At 64.8% G+C, this 19,003-nt stretch carries 13 protein-coding genes; 3 read left to right on the top strand and 10 right to left on the bottom strand.

What is annotated here, in order from left to right; all coding sequences use genetic code 11:
• The first annotated feature begins 258 nt into the window (after positions 1–258).
• A complete protein-coding gene (locus ABIC35_RS04560) occupies positions 259–4,047 on the top strand; it encodes a calcium-binding protein (RefSeq protein WP_121079376.1) in 3,789 nt (1,262 codons plus the stop codon).
• A gap of 206 nt (positions 4,048–4,253) precedes the next feature.
• On the top strand, positions 4,254–5,324 hold the full coding sequence (locus ABIC35_RS04555) for an NAD-dependent epimerase/dehydratase family protein (protein WP_121077072.1): 1,071 nt from the start codon (positions 4,254–4,256) through the stop codon (positions 5,322–5,324).
• Positions 5,325–5,878: 554 nt separating this feature from the next.
• Here the strand turns inward: ABIC35_RS04555 and ABIC35_RS04550 are convergent.
• Entirely contained in the window at positions 5,879–6,514 is a 636-nt protein-coding gene (locus tag ABIC35_RS04550) for a helix-turn-helix transcriptional regulator (RefSeq protein WP_183049384.1), read from the bottom strand.
• A 97-nt stretch (positions 6,515–6,611) separates the two neighbouring features.
• Positions 6,612–8,813, bottom strand: a complete 2,202-nt coding sequence (locus ABIC35_RS04545) for a GumC family protein (protein ID WP_147425873.1) — start codon at positions 8,811–8,813, stop codon at positions 6,612–6,614.
• 333 nt (positions 8,814–9,146) lie between these two features.
• On the opposite strand from ABIC35_RS04545, the gene ABIC35_RS04540 reads away from it, so the two are divergent.
• The gene (locus ABIC35_RS04540; protein ID WP_183049382.1) at positions 9,147–10,523 is read left to right on the top strand and encodes a lipopolysaccharide biosynthesis protein; all 1,377 of its coding nucleotides are present in this window, start codon (positions 9,147–9,149) and stop codon (positions 10,521–10,523) included.
• Here ABIC35_RS04540 and ABIC35_RS04535 read toward each other — a convergent pair.
• The 8 genes from ABIC35_RS04535 to ABIC35_RS04500 all read right to left on the bottom strand — a co-directional run bounded on the left by ABIC35_RS04535 (position 10,441) and on the right by ABIC35_RS04500 (position 18,580).
• A complete protein-coding gene (locus ABIC35_RS04535; RefSeq protein WP_121077064.1) occupies positions 10,441–11,154 on the bottom strand; it encodes a LuxR C-terminal-related transcriptional regulator in 714 nt (237 codons plus the stop codon). The two genes, ABIC35_RS04540 and ABIC35_RS04535, sit on opposite strands and share 83 nt — an antisense overlap.
• A 137-nt stretch (positions 11,155–11,291) precedes the next feature.
• On the bottom strand, positions 11,292–12,401 hold the full coding sequence (locus tag ABIC35_RS04530; RefSeq protein ID WP_183049381.1) for a glycosyltransferase family 4 protein: 1,110 nt from the start codon (positions 12,399–12,401) through the stop codon (positions 11,292–11,294).
• Positions 12,398–13,102 carry an HAD family hydrolase gene (locus ABIC35_RS04525; protein WP_121077061.1) on the bottom strand — a complete coding sequence of 235 codons (705 nt, stop codon included), beginning with the start codon at positions 13,100–13,102 and terminating at the stop codon, positions 12,398–12,400. The genes ABIC35_RS04530 and ABIC35_RS04525 overlap by 4 nt, the downstream gene beginning before the upstream one ends.
• Positions 13,099–14,121, bottom strand: coding sequence for an ATP-grasp domain-containing protein (locus ABIC35_RS04520; RefSeq protein WP_121077059.1), 1,023 nt, complete (start codon positions 14,119–14,121; stop codon positions 13,099–13,101). The genes ABIC35_RS04525 and ABIC35_RS04520 overlap by 4 nt, the downstream gene beginning before the upstream one ends.
• A 2-nt stretch (positions 14,122–14,123) precedes the next feature.
• Entirely contained in the window at positions 14,124–14,813 is a 690-nt protein-coding gene (locus tag ABIC35_RS04515) for a PIG-L deacetylase family protein (protein WP_121077057.1), read from the bottom strand.
• Positions 14,810–15,721, bottom strand: a complete 912-nt coding sequence (locus tag ABIC35_RS04510) for a methionyl-tRNA formyltransferase (protein ID WP_121077054.1) — start codon at positions 15,719–15,721, stop codon at positions 14,810–14,812. Before ABIC35_RS04510 ends, ABIC35_RS04515 begins: the two co-directional genes overlap by 4 nt.
• A complete protein-coding gene (locus ABIC35_RS04505) occupies positions 15,693–17,435 on the bottom strand; it encodes a sugar transferase (protein ID WP_121077052.1) in 1,743 nt (580 codons plus the stop codon). Before ABIC35_RS04505 ends, ABIC35_RS04510 begins: the two co-directional genes overlap by 29 nt.
• Complete coding sequence (locus ABIC35_RS04500; protein ID WP_183049380.1) at positions 17,432–18,580, bottom strand: glycosyltransferase; 1,149 nt, start codon at positions 18,578–18,580, stop codon at positions 17,432–17,434. Before ABIC35_RS04500 ends, ABIC35_RS04505 begins: the two co-directional genes overlap by 4 nt.
• Positions 18,581–19,003: the final 423 nt, after the last annotated feature.

The raw sequence follows: 19,003 nt of genomic DNA, 5'->3' as shown, positions 1-19,003 counted from the left end.
ATGCCTATCGCCATCTTCACCCACGAAGTGAGGAAACACACCTTGTCGAAGGCGCGCCCGCCCTTTGCGCATGCATTGCATGCGACAGCGGTGGCGCGTGATCACTCTTTCGGGTTAGCTCACTTGCCGGCCGAGGCGGCCGAAGCATCGTCGCTGAAGGTCTTGGGGGTTACGGTGGTACCCAACTGCGCGTGTGTCGCGCTGCGATGTGTCGGCGTACGATGTCCCAGCGGCTCGCGTGCCGCGCGGGAGGGCATGATGGCCGACTATTTCAACGTTCTGGGCAGTTCCACCGTTACCGGTGGAACCGGACCCGACAGGTTCTTCCTGTTCAACAAGGATACAAACCTAGATCGCCTGCGCGCCGACGGGACTGTCGCGAATTTCGTCTGGAACACGTCGCTGCACTGGGCGGACGGATCCGTGTTCCAACTGATCGGCATCAACGTCAACATTTCGATGGATCTGATCATCGGCGACAAGACCGATGCTCTCTACGGGTCCAACTTCAACGACGCCATCGTCTACAACAATGGTGGCTTCGGCGACGGCCTTGGGGGGTTCCGAGACATTCAGCTGATGTACCTGGGCGGCGGGGACGACTTTGTCGACCTGACCGGGCACGGCGTTGGCGGCGTCGCGTATGCCAAGGACATGAAGATCTATGCCGGCGACGGCAACGACACCATCGTCGGCGGTGCGGGCGCGGACATCCTGTACGGTGAAGCGGGCGACGATCTGATCCTCGGCTTCGCTGGGGCAGATGTGATCTATGGCGGCGACGGGAACGACATCCTCTATGGCGAGGATCTCGGCTACGACAACAGCTCCAGCTATGACACGCTGTTCGGCCAACGCGGCAACGACATTCTCTACGGTGGCGGCCGCAACGACAAACTCGACGGCGGAGACGGCAACGACATCCTCTATGGCGGCGCGGACGACGATTCGCTGATCGGGGGAAGCGGAGACGACATTCTCTATGGCGACGACCTGAACAACTCCGGCAACGACAAGCTGAGCGGCGGCGCGGGCAATGATCAACTGTACGGCCGCGCCGGCAATGACGAACTCCATGGCGACGCGGGGGACGATCTGATCGATGGGGGTACCGGCCGGGATTATCTGGGCGGCGACGCCGGGGCGGATACGATCCTCGCTGGTGCCGGCGACGACACCATCGACGGCGGCGACGATAGTGACACGGTGGTCTTCACCGGAAATCGCACCGACTATCGCTTCACCGTCAACGCCGACGGCAGCTTGACCCTCGGTGATCTGCGGAGTGGCAGCCCGGACGGAACGGACACGATCCGGAACGTGGAATATTTCGCCTTCGCCGATGGCACGGTCTCCACCAACCACCTCAATACGCCGCCCGTCATCGTCTCCAACGGGGGCGGCCCGACCGCTGCCATAGATATCGTTGAAGGGGCGACGGGCGTACTCGCAACGGTACTCGCCAGCGATGCCGATGTCGGCCAGTCGCTGCGCTACGCCATCGGCGGCGGCGTCGACGCGGCCCTGTTCCGCATCGACGCCGCTACGGGCGAGCTGTCCTTCGTCACCGCTCCCGATTTCGAGGACCCCTACGACGCGAATGGCGACAACAGCTATGAGGTCACGGTAATCGCCGACGACGGATTTGGCGGAGTCGCGCAGCAGGCGATCACGATCAAGGTGGCGGACGCCAGCGACGGCAGCCCCCCCACCATCACCTCTGACGGCGGGATGGCAGCCGGATCGATTTCGATACTGGAGAACAGCACCTCGGTGACAACGGTTCAGGCTATTCAGCCAGACGGACTTTCCCTCTCCTACCGGATCGTCGGCGGAGCCGATGCTCAGCGCTTCCTGATCGACGCAAACTCCGGCGCCCTGTCCTTCGCCGTCGCACCCGATAGGGAGGCGCCAAGCGACGCCGATCACGACAATGTCTACGACGTCGTGATCGGTGTCAGCGACGGGACCAATGGTGATCACCAGCGGCTGGCTGTCACCGTCATAGACGTGAACGACAATCCGCCGGTGCTCACTTCCTTCGGGGGTGTTCCCGTAGCCATGCTGTCCCTCGCGGAAAACACAACCGGGGTCGCGGTGATCAGCGCCACCGACGCCGACGGCACCGCCGCAACCTACCAAATCCTGTCCGGCGACGATGCGGCGCTCTTTGCAATCGACGCGGTCACCGGGGCCCTGTCGTTCAAGAACGCCCCCGATTTCGAGCAGCCTCTGGATGCAAATGGCGACAATATCTATTCGGTCGTGGTCGGCGCGACCGATGGCGCGACGATGGTCACCCAGGCGCTCTCGATCAGCATCGGGAATGTGAACGACCTCGCACCGATCATTCAGTCCAACGGCGCCGGTGCGAGCGCGCAAATCGGGATGCTGGAGAATAGCAGCTTCGTGACGACCATCACTGCGACGGACGGGGATGGTACCACACCCGCATACGCCATCGTCGGGGGGGCCGACGCGGCGTTCTTCACCGTCGATGGCAGCACCGGCGCGCTGCGCTTCGTCAAGGCGCCCGACTTCGAGTTCGTCCGCGATGCCAATGGCGACAACGTCTATGACGTGATCGTCTCGGCCAGTGACGGGACCTTCATCGATACGCAGGCGCTAAGCGTACAGATCCTCGACGTGAACGAAATTGGCCGCACGCTGACGGGCACCAGCGCCGGGAACATTTTCTCTCCCACCGCGCCGGCGGCAGCGCAGACCACGGACCTTAACGACACGATCTACGCACTGGCAGGGAACGACGTCATCGATGGCGGTGCAGGTGCCGATCGCATGGAGGGCGGTACCGGCAATGATACCTATTATGTCGACACCTGGTCCGACGATGGTTTCTCTGGCAATGACGACCTTGTCGTCGAGGCGCCGAATGCAGGTACAGACCTCGTCATCAGCAGCGTGAACTATCAGCTGACGGCCGAGGTCGAGAACCTGACGCTCGTCGGTACTGCGGTCTCGGGAACCGGAAACATCCTTTCCAATATCATCACCGGCAACGTGCTGGACAATGTTCTGGACGGCGGCGCGGGAAACGACCGGCTTCTGGGGGGCGATGGCGCGGACACGCTGATAGGCGGCGACGGGACCGACATCCTGAACGGCGAAGCCGGCAACGACACCCTGTTTGGCGGTGCGGGATCGGACGTGCTGGACGGCGGAACCGGCGCAGACCGCATGGAGGGCGGCACCGAGAACGACACCTATTATGTCGACAGCTGGTCCGACGACGGCAACGCATCGAACGACGATACCGTGGTAGAGTTGGCGGGTGGCGGCACCGGCGATCTGGTCAATGCCTCCGTTACCTACCGCCTGCCCGATCAGGTCGAACGGCTCACTATGACCGGTTCGATAGCCATCGATGGCTATGGCAACGCGCTGGACAATGTCATCACCGGGAACAGTGCAGCCAATCTGCTGTCGGGCGACCTCGGCAACGACACGATGGACGGCGGCGACGGCAACGACATCTTGCAGGGCGGCGAAGGCAATGACGTGCTGAGCGGCAGCGGTGGTGACGACCGACTGTTCGGCGGCAACGGCGTTGACAAGCTGGACGGAGGAAACGGCAACGATCTGCTCGACGGGGGAGCCAGCAACGATACGCTGCTCGGCCAGGCGGGGGACGACATCCTGACCGGCGGCAAGGGCAAGGACGTGATGACCGGTGGCGCCGGTGCAGATACGTTCACCTTCGCCTTCGGTGACACGTCGGCAACGAGCGGCTTCCTCGACACGATCACCGATTTCGACGCGACGCAGGACTCGATCGACATCGACGTCTTCACCTCGCCGCTATCGCCTGCGGCCTATGCCGAACAGGCCATCGCATCGAACGACTACAGCACCGCGCTGACCACGGCTAAAGCGACCGCAACGCCTGGCATCGCGGCGGTGTTCATCGCCGGGACCACGGATGGCTGGGTCTTTTGGGATGGCAATGGCGACGGCGCACTCGATCAGGCGGTGACGCTGCAGGGTGCCAACGCGCTCGCGGCGTTCGACGCGCACCACCTGTTCTAGGTGGACCTACCTCCAATTTTCCAAGCGTTGGCTCGCTGGAGCGCAGATGGAAATGCCGACCACCCTTCTCGGTAATTACTGCCGGACCCGGGTGTCGCTACCCTGCTTCGATATCCGCCATCGCAGGAAACCGGCATGCTTCTCCTCAACGGCATCCATGTGCCTGGTCCACAACGGTCGACAATTCACCGGGAGGGGGTCGGCGCATGACCCAGTTCCTGATCACCGGCGCCGCCGGGTTCATCGGCTATCATCTCGCAAGCCGCCTGCTGGCCGATGGGCACGGTGTTTGCGGAATCGATGGGATGACGCCTTATTACGATCCTGCACTCAAGGAAGCCCGGTTGGAACGGCTGGAGAGATGGCCCTCATTCCATCTCATCCGCGGGATGGTCGAGCAGCCGGGGGTGATAGCCGGCGCCATCCAACGCTGCGCACCCGATGTGATCCTGCATCTGGCTGCACAGGCCGGCGTCCGCTACTCGATCGACCATCCCGGTGCTTATATAGACAGCAATCTGGCAGGCTCCTGGCAGGTCCTCGAAGCCGCCCGTGCGGCACCACCCCGCCATCTGCTGCTTGCCTCCACCTCGTCCGTCTACGGCGCCAACCCCATCGCGCCCTTTGCGGAGTCGCATGGTACCGATGAACCGCTGAGCCTGTACGCCGCGACGAAGAAGAGCATGGAGGTGATGGCACATAGCTATGCGCATCTCTTCTCCATCCCCACGACGGCATTCCGCTTCTTCACCGTCTATGGTGCCTGGGGCCGGCCGGACATGGCGCTGTTCAAGTTCGTCGATGCGATCCTGCACGATCGGCCGATCGACGTGTACGGCCATGGGCGGATGTCGCGCGATTTTACCTATGTCGACGATCTAGTCGAAGCGATCGTGAGGCTGATCCCCGTCCTTCCCACCGAGGCGAGCCGCGTGCGATCGAGCGCCGCGACCGACACGCTTTCACAACACGCGCCATTCCGCACCGTGAACATCGCCGGCGGCAAGCCCGTACCACTCATCGAGTTCGTTCGAACGATCGAGACTTGTCTGGAGAGGCGCGCGACGATCCGCATGCTCGAGAACCAGCCGGGCGATGTCCCTTTAACCTATGCGGATCCCTCGCTGCTGAAGGCATTGACGCAGTATGTGCCCGCCACGCCCATCGACGTCGGGGTGGCCGTGTTCGTTGACTGGTACAAGCGTTGGCGCGGAATGTCCGCGCCGATATATCAGGCCGAGCTTCAGGATCAGATCATCGGGCGACCGCAGTTGTAAGCCGGCAACGGCCCGGTCCCGCCAGCGATCTGCCCCCAATATCGTACATCGTCCTTCGCCATCGCGCTCAGATATTCTTCCATGTTGGTATAGCCGTCGCCGTCCTTGTCGTCCTTGGCATTCCATAACAGGGGATTGGTGTTCCGGAAGCGTCGCTCTCACGCGTCAGGCATGCCGTCCTTGTCGGAATCCAGCTTTGCTCGATGGGTCGAAGGACTGCCCAGCCACTCGCCTCGGCCACAGAGGATGGTCAGGCGTTCTGGAAGAGATACGGCGCGCGGTCGCACATCCGCACTCGAAAATGCCGCAAGATCAGTTCGTCCCCGCTCGTCTGGTATCGATCAGCAAGTCTACCGGGTTGTACCGATTACCCAGGCGAAGTTCGATGCCGCCGGGGGAAGTCTAGCCGGCGATCTGGATCCTGGGTACCGTGGCGTGCTATCCGCGTCGAATACCACAGCCACCCGCCTTGCGATATCTTCCAGACGGATATTCTAAGATTCAGCCGTTAGTGATCGCTGACAGAGCTCACTATATTTGTACGGCTATCGAGTTCAGGCCATCTTGTCTCGGGATACGATTGCGACGACTTGTGTCCGATTATTCGCATTGAGCCGCCGCATTAGCGCCCTGACGTGGGCTTTCACGGTGCGCTCCCGCAGGCCGAGCTCGATTGCGATCTCCTTGTTGGTCGCCCCACGCTCCAGTAAGGCCAGCACCTGTTCCTGCCGGCGCGTGAACATCGGCTCTGGCTGCTCGCCGTAGCTCTGCCGTGTCCCCGTCGCCCCGCAAAGGATTCGCGTATAGTCGAATGCCGGATAGATCACCCAACCCGCACACGCGAAGCCAATGGATTGCACGATCCGGTCCAGCGAAATCGCGTCGTCGAGTAGCACGCGCACACCCTGGTACGCAGCGGCCAAGGCCTGCTCTGGCTCTATCGTTTCTTTCAGCACCAACACCACAAGACTGCCCCCGGCTTCCCGCAGTCGCCGGACAATCAGGGAGAGCGCGGCTTCGTCGAACCGGTCGGCCGCGAGATTGACCAGCACCGCATCCGTTCCCCGCTCGCACACAATCGCTACCGCCTCGTCGATATTCGCCACCGCGCCCACGGTTACGATGTCCCGCGTCTCCGCCAGCGCGGCTTCCAGACAAGCGCGAGGCAGTTGCCGCGGATCGATGATCAACAGCCGGGCGGGGCCCTTCCGGCGCTCCTCGCCCTGCCCCCCGGCGCCGCACCCTCCGCCCTCCTCTGCCCTCATCGGACCACGCTCAGCGGAGGGGTCACGCGGCGCGATCAAAGATCGGAAGGCGGGGGCGGCGGCGTTGATCGTGCTGGTCGCGGTAATAGCCCCGCACCTGCTGGTAATATTGTAGCCCGTCGCCCAGCGCGAGCCGCGCATGCCGGAGATAGCTGACACGGTTGAACACGACGCCGGTGATGTCGCCGTCGAACTGTTCGAGGGTCGATCGCACCAGATCCGGCGTCGTATGCTCCCATGGCAGGACCAGCAGCACCGCGTCGGCGAGTTGACCGGCCAGCCGGGCATCGCCGGCGGCGAGGATCGGCGGCGTATTGAGGATCACATAGTCGAACGTTCGCCGCAGCGTCGCCAGCATGTCGGCCACCTTGCGCGAGGCGAGCAACGCCTGCGGATCGGCAGCGCTCCGGCGGGCATGGATGAACTTCAGCGCCGGCAGCGCCGCATTCTGTTGGATGATGTCCTCCAACGACGCCTCGCCCTGCAGATAGTCGAGCAAATCCGGAGACTCCGAGCCCGGTTGCGCCAGCGTGCCCAGGTCCGGCCGCCGCAGGTCGAGCTCCACCACGATCGCAGATCGCCCGGTGGCGGTCGCCGCCGCGGCGATCGCGACGGCCACGGTCGTCTTGCCGTCGCCGGGCAGCGGGGAGGTGACGACGACGATATTGCCGCTCTCGCGCGGCAGCGTCCGTGCCAGCTTGCGCTCGACCGACCGGGCAGCCTCGGCAAAGGTCGCATAGGGCCGATCGGTGACCATCAGATGCGCGGGGAGATCGTCCCGCCGGTTCAGCGCCGGGATCATGCCGAAGGTGGCGAGCCGGCTCAGTTCGTAGACCTGCCCGGCGGTGCGGACATGATTGTCGGTCGCCTCGGCAACGATCACATAGAGAAAGCCGAAGATCAGCGCCGCTGCCGAGGCCGCCCCCATGATCGGCATGGATCGCGGGAAGCTGGCCTGGGTGGGACGCAACGCGGGCGAGGCCAACGCCGCATCGGCCTTGACGACGTCGCTGAGCGTTTGCTTCAGGCGGGACAAGATCGACACATACACGCTCTGCAGGGCGGTAACGTCGCGACCATAATCGGCTAGCGGCACGCTCGTGACCCCGCGGTCCAGCGACTGGGCACGCAGGCCGGCAACATCTCCTGCCAGAGTCGTCCGCCGGGCTGCCTGCGCATTGACTTCCGCGCGTAGCTGCCGCTGCACCCGGTCCCCCTCCTCGGATATCGTCTGGCGAACCTGCGTAAGCTCGGCTTCCGCCTTGCGCACGTCGGGATGGCCGCCGCCATACGATGTACGAAGCTGCGCAATCTGTGCCGTCAGCACGCCCTCGCGCGCTTTCAGCTCGGCGAGCAGGGGCGAGACCGTCGCATCCCCGCTGGCGACGCGCGCCGCTGCCTCAGAAACGGCGGCCTTGGATGCGGCGAGTTCGGCGCCAGCGCGCGCGACCTGCGCCGCATCCCCGGCGCCGCCGACCTCCGCGTCTATTCCGTGCACCCGGCGGTAGTTCGCGATCTTGAGCTCGGTAGACACCAATTGCTGGCGAAGCTCGCCCGCGCGCCGCCGCAGTGCCTCTGCATCGCGGATCTGCGACGCGCGGCGCTCCCGGATCTGCGTGTCCATATAGGTCGTCGCAACCTTGTTTGCGATGCGCGCCGCCTTTTCGGGCGATGTCGAACTGACCGTGACATTGATGTAGTTGGACGTCGAATCCTGCGCGACCTTCAGGGCGGAAAGAAGCCTGTCCGTCACTTTCTCGCTCATCTGCGGCGTGACGATCAGCTTGGCCGGCGGGGCGGCAGGAAAGAAGGTATCAGAAAACCACCTACGAAGCCCCGTGTTAGGCATCGGCAACGCCGGGTTGAACTCCGGATCCCCGGTCAGCGCCAGATCCCGTACGACCTGGCGGGCAACTGCGCGGGACTGGAGCAGCTGGATCTGAGTGTCGATCTGGTGCGCCTGACGCATCTCGATGTCACGAATGGAGGGCGGCGCAGTCGATGCGGCGATCGAGTCCGGCATGCCGATATCGGCGGTATCGACCCGCATCACCGCCGTTGCATCGTACCGCGGCGCGATCATCGAGAGCACCAGCGCCGTTCCCAGCAGCGTCAGCGTGATCGTCACGATCAGGCCTCGCATGCGTCGGCGCAGGATGCGGATCAGCTCCGTCGAACCCGTCGTCATGGTTTCCGCCGGTGCCGGCAGCAATGCTTCCTGCATGTTCACTGGTCGTCTCGCCCCCTACGCTTCCAACCGCTCGGGTGTAGGGCGCGACGGCGGGAGACGCATGGTCCATGACGGATGATTGACCGGCTCTTAAAGTCGGGCAGCACCTGCCCAAAGGGATGAGGCGCAGTTCCACGCGACGCGCGCACGGCGGGCCGGGCTATCCCAAAAGCGACATAGCCAATCCCTGAGCAAAGCTGCGATGACGTGCGCGATGCGGCGCTATCCGGCGCAGCACCTCGAAGCCGGCAGGTGTGATCCGCTGGCACCTTCGACGGGAGAGACAGATTTGCGGCGCAAGGCAATAGTAGCGCACCGGTGCAGCCGGTGAGCGAGAATCCCGCCGGCTGTGCAACCCCTGCCGTGCGGGCGACGGCTGCGTCCCCCGCCCCCGCTTCGATCTTTCGCTTTGCGCGCAACGCGTTCCACTTGCTCACCGGCAATGCGGCTTCGGTCGGGCTCGGCATGATCACCCTCGCCTTCACCGCCCAGATCCTCGGGCCCGCCCTGTTCGGCATCCTTGCGACCATCGAAGGCTATTGCCGAATGGTGGACCAGGTCGTCCGGCTGGAAACCTGGCAGGCGCTGATCCGCTACGGCGCCGAAACGCTCGAAGCCGGTGCCGGCGACCGTTTCCGCAGCCTGATCCGGTTGGGTCTGATGCTGGATTTCGGCGGCGCAGCACTGGCCGCGCTGATCGCACTGGCGGGCGTTTCTCTGGTGAGCCCTTGGCTCGGATGGGGCGTGGCCGAAGCAACGATGGCGCGGGTCTATTGCATCACGGTGCTGTTCGGCATTTCATCGACGCCCATCGCCGTGCTGCGCCTGTTCGATCGGTTTGCCGTCGTCGCCTGGATGGAGCCGGTGATCGCGCTGGCCCGACTGGGCGGCGTCGTCGCGATCTGGGCATTGGATGGCTCGATCTGGCAGTTGCTTATCCTCGGCATCACCCTGCAATGCTGCCAGCGTCTGGTGCTCGGCTGGTGCGGCTGGCGTGAGCTGATGCGCCAGGGCCATACCGGCGTGCTGCAGGCGCCGCTGAAGAATGCGAAGCAGATGTTCCCGGGATTTCGGCGGTATCTGTTCGCCGCCAACGCAACCGTGCTGATCCGCAAGAGCACGCAGGAACTGGATCTGCTGGTGGTCGCCGCATATGCCGGCCCCACTGGTGCCGGCATCTATCAGCTCGTCCGCAAATTCACGCTCGCCGCCACCAAGGCGGGAGCGATGGTGCAACAGGTGGTATACCCCGATCTGGCGCGAACCTGGGCTCGCCGGGACCTCCCCGCCTTTGTCTCGACGATCCGGCAGATGGAAGCGGTGACACTAACCTTCGGTCTGCTGCTCTTCGCATCCGCCTGCCTTGCCAGCGATCGCATCGTGGCGATCCTCGGTGGCGGGCAATTCGAGGACGCCGTGCATCCGCTTATTGCACAAACCTTCGCCGGCCTGTTGTTCCTCTCCGGCAGTGCGCTGAAGCCGGGTCTCGCCTCAATGGGACTGCAGATGGCGATGATGCCCCCCACGATCCTCGCTGCGTGTATTTTCTACCTGGTGCTGTTTCTAGCGGTCCCGCAGATCGGCGTCGTGGGCGCGAGCCTGGCCCATATCGCCTTCAACCTCATTCTGCTGCCAGCATCTCTTCTGATCTGCAGCCGGGGCTTGCGAGCGGCCGACCAAGCTCCTTCGGCCGGGACAGGTTGAAGCCCCGGCTCGCCGCCCAGATCGCTGCTTGCGTGCGGTTTTGCACGCGCAACTTGCGAAGGATCGCCTTGATATGCACCTTCACGGTCGCATCCGCGATATTCAGCCGGCGGGAGATGATCTTGTTGGGATCGCCGTCCATGAGGCACCGGAGGATTTCGATCTCACGGCTCGAAAGCGGTACGCCGGAAGTGCCGACCTGCCCCTCGTTCCAAATGATCTGGGGCACCGAGTGGATCAGCGAGTCCGCTACTTCAGAGGGCAGCACCCGCTCGCCCATCGCGACAAGCCTAAGGGCCCCAGCCAGGGGTTCGCAGGAGATTGCCTTGACCAGATATCCATCGACGGCACCGCTGGCGAATGCCTTCCCGACGTCTTCAAGACGATATTGATCGATCATCAATACGATACGTGTTGTACTTGAAGCTTCTCTAATATGGCGACAGGTTCCGATACCCTCGTCCACGTCGTGCGCATCAACGATCACAAGATCGGAATGGGCAAGATCAATAGACCCGCTTTGCGCGCTGGCAGCATCCACCACAAAGTTCTGATCTATCAAAATCCTACGGAGCCCTTCTCGGATTATCTCACTTTTCCCGATAATGGATACATGCAGCTGACGATTCATCGCGCCCCTCCCCCTTTGGGTTCAATCAAAAACAAGCAATTGGAAAAAAGCCTTTTTTAGTGTTTGCCCATAACGTCGAAACGTTTTTACCGATTACAGGTATTTTTCCTGATTAAGTATACATTAATTCGAGGTATTCAGTGCCACAGATTGGTACATTCGAGCCCTGCGTGGCGACCTATCACGTCAATCCACGACTCAGGGGTAGCTCGTTTGTGCCATCCTTGATCCGACGCCTGCGCCGCCAGACGAGCGCGAAGGGGTGGATCCGTCATCACCCGCAGCAGCGCCTCGCTCAGCGCGCGAACGTCGCCATTCGCGACAAGCAGTCCGTTTCGTTGGTGCTCAATCAACTCGCTCGGTCCGTACTCGCAATCAAACGCAACCACGGCCATGCGTGCCTGCATCGCTTCGAGCAGCACATTCGGATAGCCCTCATAGCGCGAGGGGAGGACGAAGCAGGAGCCGGTCGAGACCCAGGATCCTGGTACCTCGCTGAGCCCTGGCAGGCGAACGCGTCCGGTGAGACCCAGTTGCGCCACCTGCCGCTCCAGTTCCAGCCGATCTGGCCCCTCGCCCCAAATGACCAACTTCCAGGCGGGCACCGCCTCGGCGATGGCGGAGAACGCATCGAGCAGCAGGTCAAATCCCTTCTGCGCCGTCAGCCTGCCGACGGCCACGAGTACGGGGAGATCGGGCGCTACGGGCTGCGGACCACGCGGTCGATCCATGGGGTTGGGGAGAACCACCGCGCGCGCCCGCTGCCCTGGTGGCAGGCAGGGGCGGCTGCGCTCGGTCTGTAGTACGATCTGTGCCGCCCGGGCATACAGCAGCCGAAGCGCGAAATTCCATGCTGGGCTCATAGCTTGGCGCTGCGGGTTATTGCGCTCGGCCACAATGGTCGGAATACCCGTGCCGGAAGCGGAGATCAGCGAAATGACGTTGATCTTGGTGAGAAAGGATACGAGCACCGTGAATTGCCGCGCGCGCAGGAGCCGCCGCAACGCGGCCAGGCGGCGGGCCACGGCCCACCACTTTGCCGCGCCGCCGCTACGCGGCGGCAGGTCAAGCCTCTCAAGCCGCACGTCGGGATGAAAGCTGTTGAAGGGCGGTGACGCGGGACTGTCGAACGCCACGACCGTTACCTGCCAGCCCCGCTCGATCGCCGCACGCGAGACGATCTCGATCACGCGTTCGGCGCCACCGGCATCAAGGCCTGCGAGGACAAAGGCGACGTGAACCGTCACGCCCACCGCCTCCGCCTGACCGCAAGCAGCTCTTCGACCAGGCCCGGCGTCAGCGCTTCCAGCGAGGCGATCTCTGCGTCGGCCGCGTGACGCGGGCTCGGCGGCACCCGGGGGTGAATCGCGCCGGGCCGATTGATCTGGACGGTGCTCCACCCGAGCCGGGCCGGAGTTATGAAATCCTTGGCCGGGTTGTCGGCGACATAAAGAAATCCGGTCGCTGTCCCTGCGCGGCTGGCGTGAACCACCTCGAAGGCGCGCCGATGCGGCTTCCAGAAGCAGCGCCCCCAATCATCGGTGCAGATGATGGGATCGATGTTGAAACGGTGCAGGCCGAGCGCATCGATCTTTCTCCGCTGGCTCTCCGCAGCGCCGTCGGTGATGAGCGCCATCGACCAATCGCAGGGCGCCTGCAGGAACGCGAGCGCATCGGGCTCCAGCGCAATGTCCGGCAGGTGCGCGCGATAGCGGATGATGCATTGATCGATCAATTCGGGTTCCGGCGTAACCCCCAGCGCAGCCAGCGTGGCGTCGAACAGCCTGGTGGTTACGCCCTGGCGTCGCAGACTGCAGGCGGTTTCGCAGAAACCGTGCGTGCCAAGGCTGGCGTCCGCCCATTCCCCCACGGCGGCGAGGCCGCTCCGGATATAGCCCTCCTCCAGGTAGAGCGTGTCGTCCAGATCGAGAACGATGGTGGTCGTCATGATTGGACGAACACCGCTGCATCGTAGCGCAGCATCATGACCCCCTCCGCCCAGTCGTTGCCCGCAGTGCTGGGCAGCCCCAGCCGGCTCTCGAGCAGCCAGCGCGCGAAATGCGCGCCGGCATGGTCGGCCAGCGGAAAGCCGCCGCCGAACCTCGCATTGATCTCGAAGACGCTCGCCGTCGCATCCGGGTTGATCATCGCTTGGTAGCAGAGCACGCCCGACGCGTCCGGCAGCTGGGCGGCCATCGCCTCGGCAGCCTCGATCAGCCGCGGGGCGCGCCGCGTGACGCCCTTCTCCACCTCCCCCGCGCGCACGCTGATCCGGCGATGTGGAACCACGGCGCGAAGCCGCCCTGCATCGTCGAAATACATGTTCACCGTCCACTCGTCGCCGGTCAGCAACTTTTGCACGATCATTGGCTCGGCTTCGTCGCGCGGCAGTTCGTCCGGGCCGCGGGCGATCAGGATCGCGCGGCTGGCGCTCCCGTGCCGCGGTTTGACGATGGCCGGCCACATCCAGTCGCCGGGGTTCTCCCGCACCTCGTCGAGCGTGGCCGTGCGCGGGTTGGCGACGCCACAACGATCGAGGAACTGCGCGGTGGCCAGCTTGTCCCTCGCCATCCCCACCACGTCGGGCGCGCTGATCGCGACGCGGGCGCCGGCCTGCTCGAAGCGCTCCCTGGCTCGCGATAAGGGCAGCAATTCGGGATCGATCGTCGGCACCACGAGCGCCACCTTCCGATCGCGGACAATCGCCAACAGGGCGTCGACATAGCCGGGCGCGGTCGCTTCGGGCACCGGATAGGCCCCATCGGCGAGATGGCAGGCGGCACTGAGAAGCGGCTGCTTGTCGCACGCCAGCACCTCCAGATCGATGCCGAGCTCCGCACCACCGCGGCGGAATGCCTCGATCAAGCCCGCGCGTCGGCCGGCCGAGGTGATCAGGATGGTCAGATGGTGTTGCTGCCTGCGCCGTGATCCGTGCCGGTCGAGCGTGGACGCGTTGAGATGGAGCATTGCTAAAGAACCTCCCGAATGGCGACGAAGGCTTCGGCGGCGTCGCGGTGCACCGTGGCGCCGCGCAGCATGGCAAGCGCGCGGATGGCTTCCAGAGACCGCTCGTTGGGAAAAGCGCAGGCCTGCGAGTGGAAGCATGCGAACGCGGCGAGCTTGCGCTCCAGGGTAGCGCCGATGTCGATATAGACGTTGGGAACGAACGGCGGATGCAGCACCGGTGTGGACCAGTTCGTCTCCGACAGCGTTTCATAGGCGAACACTTGGGTTGGATAGTCGGCCTGCCTCGGGCGAAGCGCGACCATCGCCGACTGGAACACGCGCTGGTGATCCACATGGATGTCGCCGGGGAACGGCAGGAAGACGATGGTGGGACGGACCGCGTCGATTGCTGCGCCGATATGCGCGTTGATCGCCGCCTGCGGCACCTGGTCGAGCTCGGCCGCGGGCAAGTCGAGGAAATAGGTGGCCGTCACGTTCAGCATTGCATGGGCAGCGCGCGCTTCGGCACGCACCTGTTGCACCCGCTCGTCAGAATAGCGCGGCGCCGTTCCGCGAGTGACCACAACGACTTCCACCAGCACGCCCTCGTCGTGCAGCCGGGCGATCGTGCCGCCACAGCCAAGCACCTCGTCGTCCGGATGCGGCGCGATGACGAGCGCACGTGCGCCCGCGGGGAATGCGGTCCGCTTCATGCTGCACCCAGGATGCTGTGCGGACGGGGCGGCGACCCGTCCGGCGTTTCCCACTCGGTGATGACCAGAGCGCCGCCGTCCCCGCACCGCACCGTGAAGCCTGCCCCGCACCGCGCGAGGACCTGTCCCGGCAGTGCATGATGCCGGTCCGCGGCGGGGGCCGGCTCGGCCGCCCACAGGATGACGCGTGTGCCGCCGCAGTTGGAGAAGGCGCCGGGATATGGCCGGCCGACCGCACGAATGAGGCGTTGAACTTCGTGCGCCGGCCTGTTCCAGTCGATCCGGCCGTCGTCGGGCCGCCGCCGCGTCGCCCATGTGGCGCACCGCGGATCCTGGACCGTTCCCGACACGTTGCCATGCGCCAATCTCGGCAGCGTCTCGTCGAGCAGATCGGCCAGGGCGACCATGTGCTTGCGGTACAGGCTGCCCGCCGTCTCGTCCGGCGCAACGTGGAAGAAGCGCTGGCCCAGGATATCGCCGCTGTCCACGTCTTCGTCGATGTAGAACAGCGTCGAGGCTGTGATTTTCTCGTCGAGCAGGATCGTCCACGGGATCACCGCGCGCCCCCGCAGGCGTGGCAGCGGCGCGGGGTGATAGCCGACGACGCGCCCGCCGGCGGCAGCGCGGAACGCCGGCCCGCAAAGCTGGGACCAGCCGATGACGAACACCATGTCCGCCGCCAGCGTACCCAGCGTATCGATGAATTCCGGACTGTTGACGTTGCGGACGAAGATCGTGTCGACGCCGGCCGCGGCCGCCGGGGCGGCCAGATCGACAAAGTCCGAATGCCGGTGCGAGAGATCCGGTGGGAGCGTGGCGACGGCCGCAAGGCGCCAGTCCGGCGCGCGAAGGAAGGCATCCAGCGCCACGCGGGAGCCCTCAACCGCGCCGATGAGAATGGCTTGCATGACAATGCTCGATTTGGCGTGAATCTATCCGTTCGCCACGCATCAGCGTAACGAGGGTCCGGAACAGGATGGCGATGTCGATCCGCCAGCTGCGGTTGTGGACGTACCAAAGGTCCAGCGCCAACTTATCGGCATCCTCCAGCAGGCTGTTGCCATGGATTTGCGACCAGCCGGTCAGGCCGGGCCGGACCGAGCTGCGGTCGATGCCCCCCTGCCCCATCGCCGCGATCGTTTCGGGCAGCAGCGGTCGTGGACCGACCAGGCTGAGATCGCCGCGCAGCACGTTCCAAAGCTGGGGCAGTTCATCCAGGCGGCTGCGGCGGAGCGCCCGCCCGAAGGGCGTCAGCCGCGCCGCATCGTCCCGAATGTCCCCCGCGCGAACGGGTCGCATCGAGCGGAACTTTACGAGGACGAACGTCCTGCCGAACCGGCCGGTGCGGCGTTGCCGAAACAGAACGGGAGTCGACAGCGACAGGAGGACGGCGATACCCACGCAGGCAAAGAGGGGAGCGAGCGCCAGCAGCGCCGTCAGCGCCACGGCTCGCTCCAGAAGCGGCCAGTCACCCAGCCCGCTTCCGCCCGGGACCGGCCGCTGACCCGCCAGCCCCATGGCGCTCAACAGCTGCGCATTGACCTTGTCGACATCGTAGGTCTGGACGGCGGCTTCGCGCGCCCGTGCGCCCATCTGCGCAATTCGGCCAGGATTCTCGATGAGCCTGCGTAGCGCAGTCGCAAGCGCATCGCCGTCGCGGGGCGGCACCAGGAAGCCGTTCCACCCGTCGGTCACCGCATCCCGGCAGCCCGGCATGGAAGTGGTTACGACCGGGCGTCCGGACGCCAGCGCCTCGAGGATCGTGCGCGGCAGCCCCTCGCGATAATAGCTGGGCAGCACGAAGACGCTGGAATTCTGAAGATGCGGCGCAACGTCGCGGCATTCCCCAAGATACTCGATCACGCCCTCGTCGGACCACGCCGCGATTTCCGCCTCGGTCACTGCGGTAGGATTGCTGTCTCGCGGGCCGAGGATGCGGAATCGGGCGTTCGGGTATTCCGCGCGCAGCGTACGCGCTGCTGCCACGAACTCGAGCAGCCCCTTGTCCCGCATCAGGCGAGCGATCATCAGGAAGACGGGACCGTCCACCGGAAGCGAAGCGGGCCGGAAGCGATGAACGTCGACACCCGATCCCGGCACTTGCTCGACCCGCTGGTCCGACCGAACGATGCCATGCCGGACCATCTCCGCCCGGTCGTCCGCATTGAACACGAAGATGCCCGCAGCGCGCGCCACTGCGGCGCGGTAGAGCGCCGAGATCAGCTTGCGTAGCGCCGGGCGATCGAAATCGCTGCCATAAACGTGACCCAGGCCGCTCACCATCGCAAAGAACGCGGTCTGTCGGCGCGTCAGGCGGCACGCCAAGCCGGAATAGAGGATCGGCTTTTGCGTATAGGCGAGCACCACGTCCGGCCGCTCGCGGCGTATCAGTCGCACCAACGCGCCAAACGTAACGACATCCCGGAGCGGGTTGGTTCCGGTCCGATCCATTGGCACGCGATGGTAGCCGACGCCCATTGCCGCGAGCGCCGCCTGCGTTTCGGCATCCTCATCCGGCGCGCAGGCAACGACGTCGTGACCGTGTGCGACCATACTCGCGAGCAGCGCCCCCCGAAAGTTGACCAGGGAATATGCAAGGCTGGCCACGACGAGGACCTTCATGCAGATTGCACCGGCAACAGGGTGGCGACGGCATCCGGAAGCCCGGAAGATGGCGACGAGCTTCGGTCCAGTACCGATGCATAGAGCCGCCGATATTGGCTGGCGACCCGAGTCATATCATATTCTGCAACAACCCGCTCGCGGCCCAGTGCGCCCAGCCGATCCCATCCCGCGCGGCCAAGCCGCACCAGTTGCACCAACGCCTGCGCCATGGCCTCACGATCGCCCGGCGGGACGATCACCCCCGCCTCGCCGAGGATCGCGGCGCAGTCTCCGACGTCCGTTGCGATGCAGGGCACGCCGCACGCCATGGCTTCGCCGAGGACGTTGGGAAAGGCCTCCCCCCAAGCCGAGGAAAGCGCGAGCAGGTCCACGCCGGGCAACCAATCGGCGACGTCGGTTCGCTCTCCGGCGAGCGTATAGGAGCTCGGCGGGAGATCGCGCAGGGCTGAAGCCAGCGGCTCCGAGGGGCTGTCGAGGCCCGTGCCGACGAGCAGCAGATGGACCTTTCCGCCCAGCGAACGCGCCCGCGCCGCAGCTTCCACGAGCATCCGATGATCCTTCATCGGGTGCAGGCGTGCGACCATTCCCACAACCGGATCTTCCGAGACGATCCCGAAGCGATGCCGCAGAAGCGCCCGTTTTGCGCCATCGGGCCGAAAGCGCTCACAATCAAATCCGTTGGGGATATGCACCGCACGATCGGCCGGGAAGCCGAACGCGGCATGCTCGCGGGCGGCCGCATGCGAATTGTAGATGATGGCGGCCGTCGACGCCGCGAAATGGCGGCTCAGCGCCAGCAGACGCCGGGTCATGCGGGTTTCGTTCGCCGGATCATGGAGCGAATGACGCACATTCCAGATCACCGGCACGTTGCCGCCGTGGAAAAAGCCTGCCGCGGTGGCGGCCAGATTGCCGTGGTACATCCAGCCCTGGAGGATATCCGGGGAGAGACGTGCCGTGATCCGGACGAGCCGCAACAGCGCCAGCGGGTTCATGATCCCGCGCCGCATCCCCAAGGTATAGATCGGGCAGCCGGCATCGCGCAGCTGCGGCGCCAGTACGCCGGGCTGCAGGAGCGACAGAACACTTGCTCCGCTGGCGCGCGTGCCGGCTTCGGCGGCGATCAGCTTGGCGAGCATCATCTGTGCTCCACCCATGTCGAGGCTGGTTGCGATGTGCTGTGTCGCGATGGAACGTCGAGCCGTAGCGGCCTCGCTCGCCCGGCTCATTGCCCGGCTACTCCATCGGCGTCGGCGGCGACCACCACCACCCTGCCCTTCCGGGCCCACCGGGTGGCGGCCGCGGACCGCTTCAGGGCCTCCCGTTCACGCCGGTCCCTGCATAGTCGCCGCGCCGACGCCCGTCCTGCGTATCGAGCCGCGGTGGCTGCACATGGTCGCACTTTCTGCATTGCAGATCCGATGGAATCCAGCATCTCCGATCGCCCCCCTGCTTGAGGCGAAACGTAGCGGTGTTATGGGATTCGGCGCATTGCTACTTCGGCCATCCCCTTTCGGATTAGGGTGATGCACCATGGGGCAGGTGGGGCGCGAAGGCGTTAGCGG

Source organism: Sphingomonas trueperi (assembly GCF_040545965.1).
Classification (GTDB): domain Bacteria; phylum Pseudomonadota; class Alphaproteobacteria; order Sphingomonadales; family Sphingomonadaceae; genus Sphingomonas; species Sphingomonas trueperi_C.
This window is presented reverse-complemented; position numbering and strand designations above follow the sequence as displayed.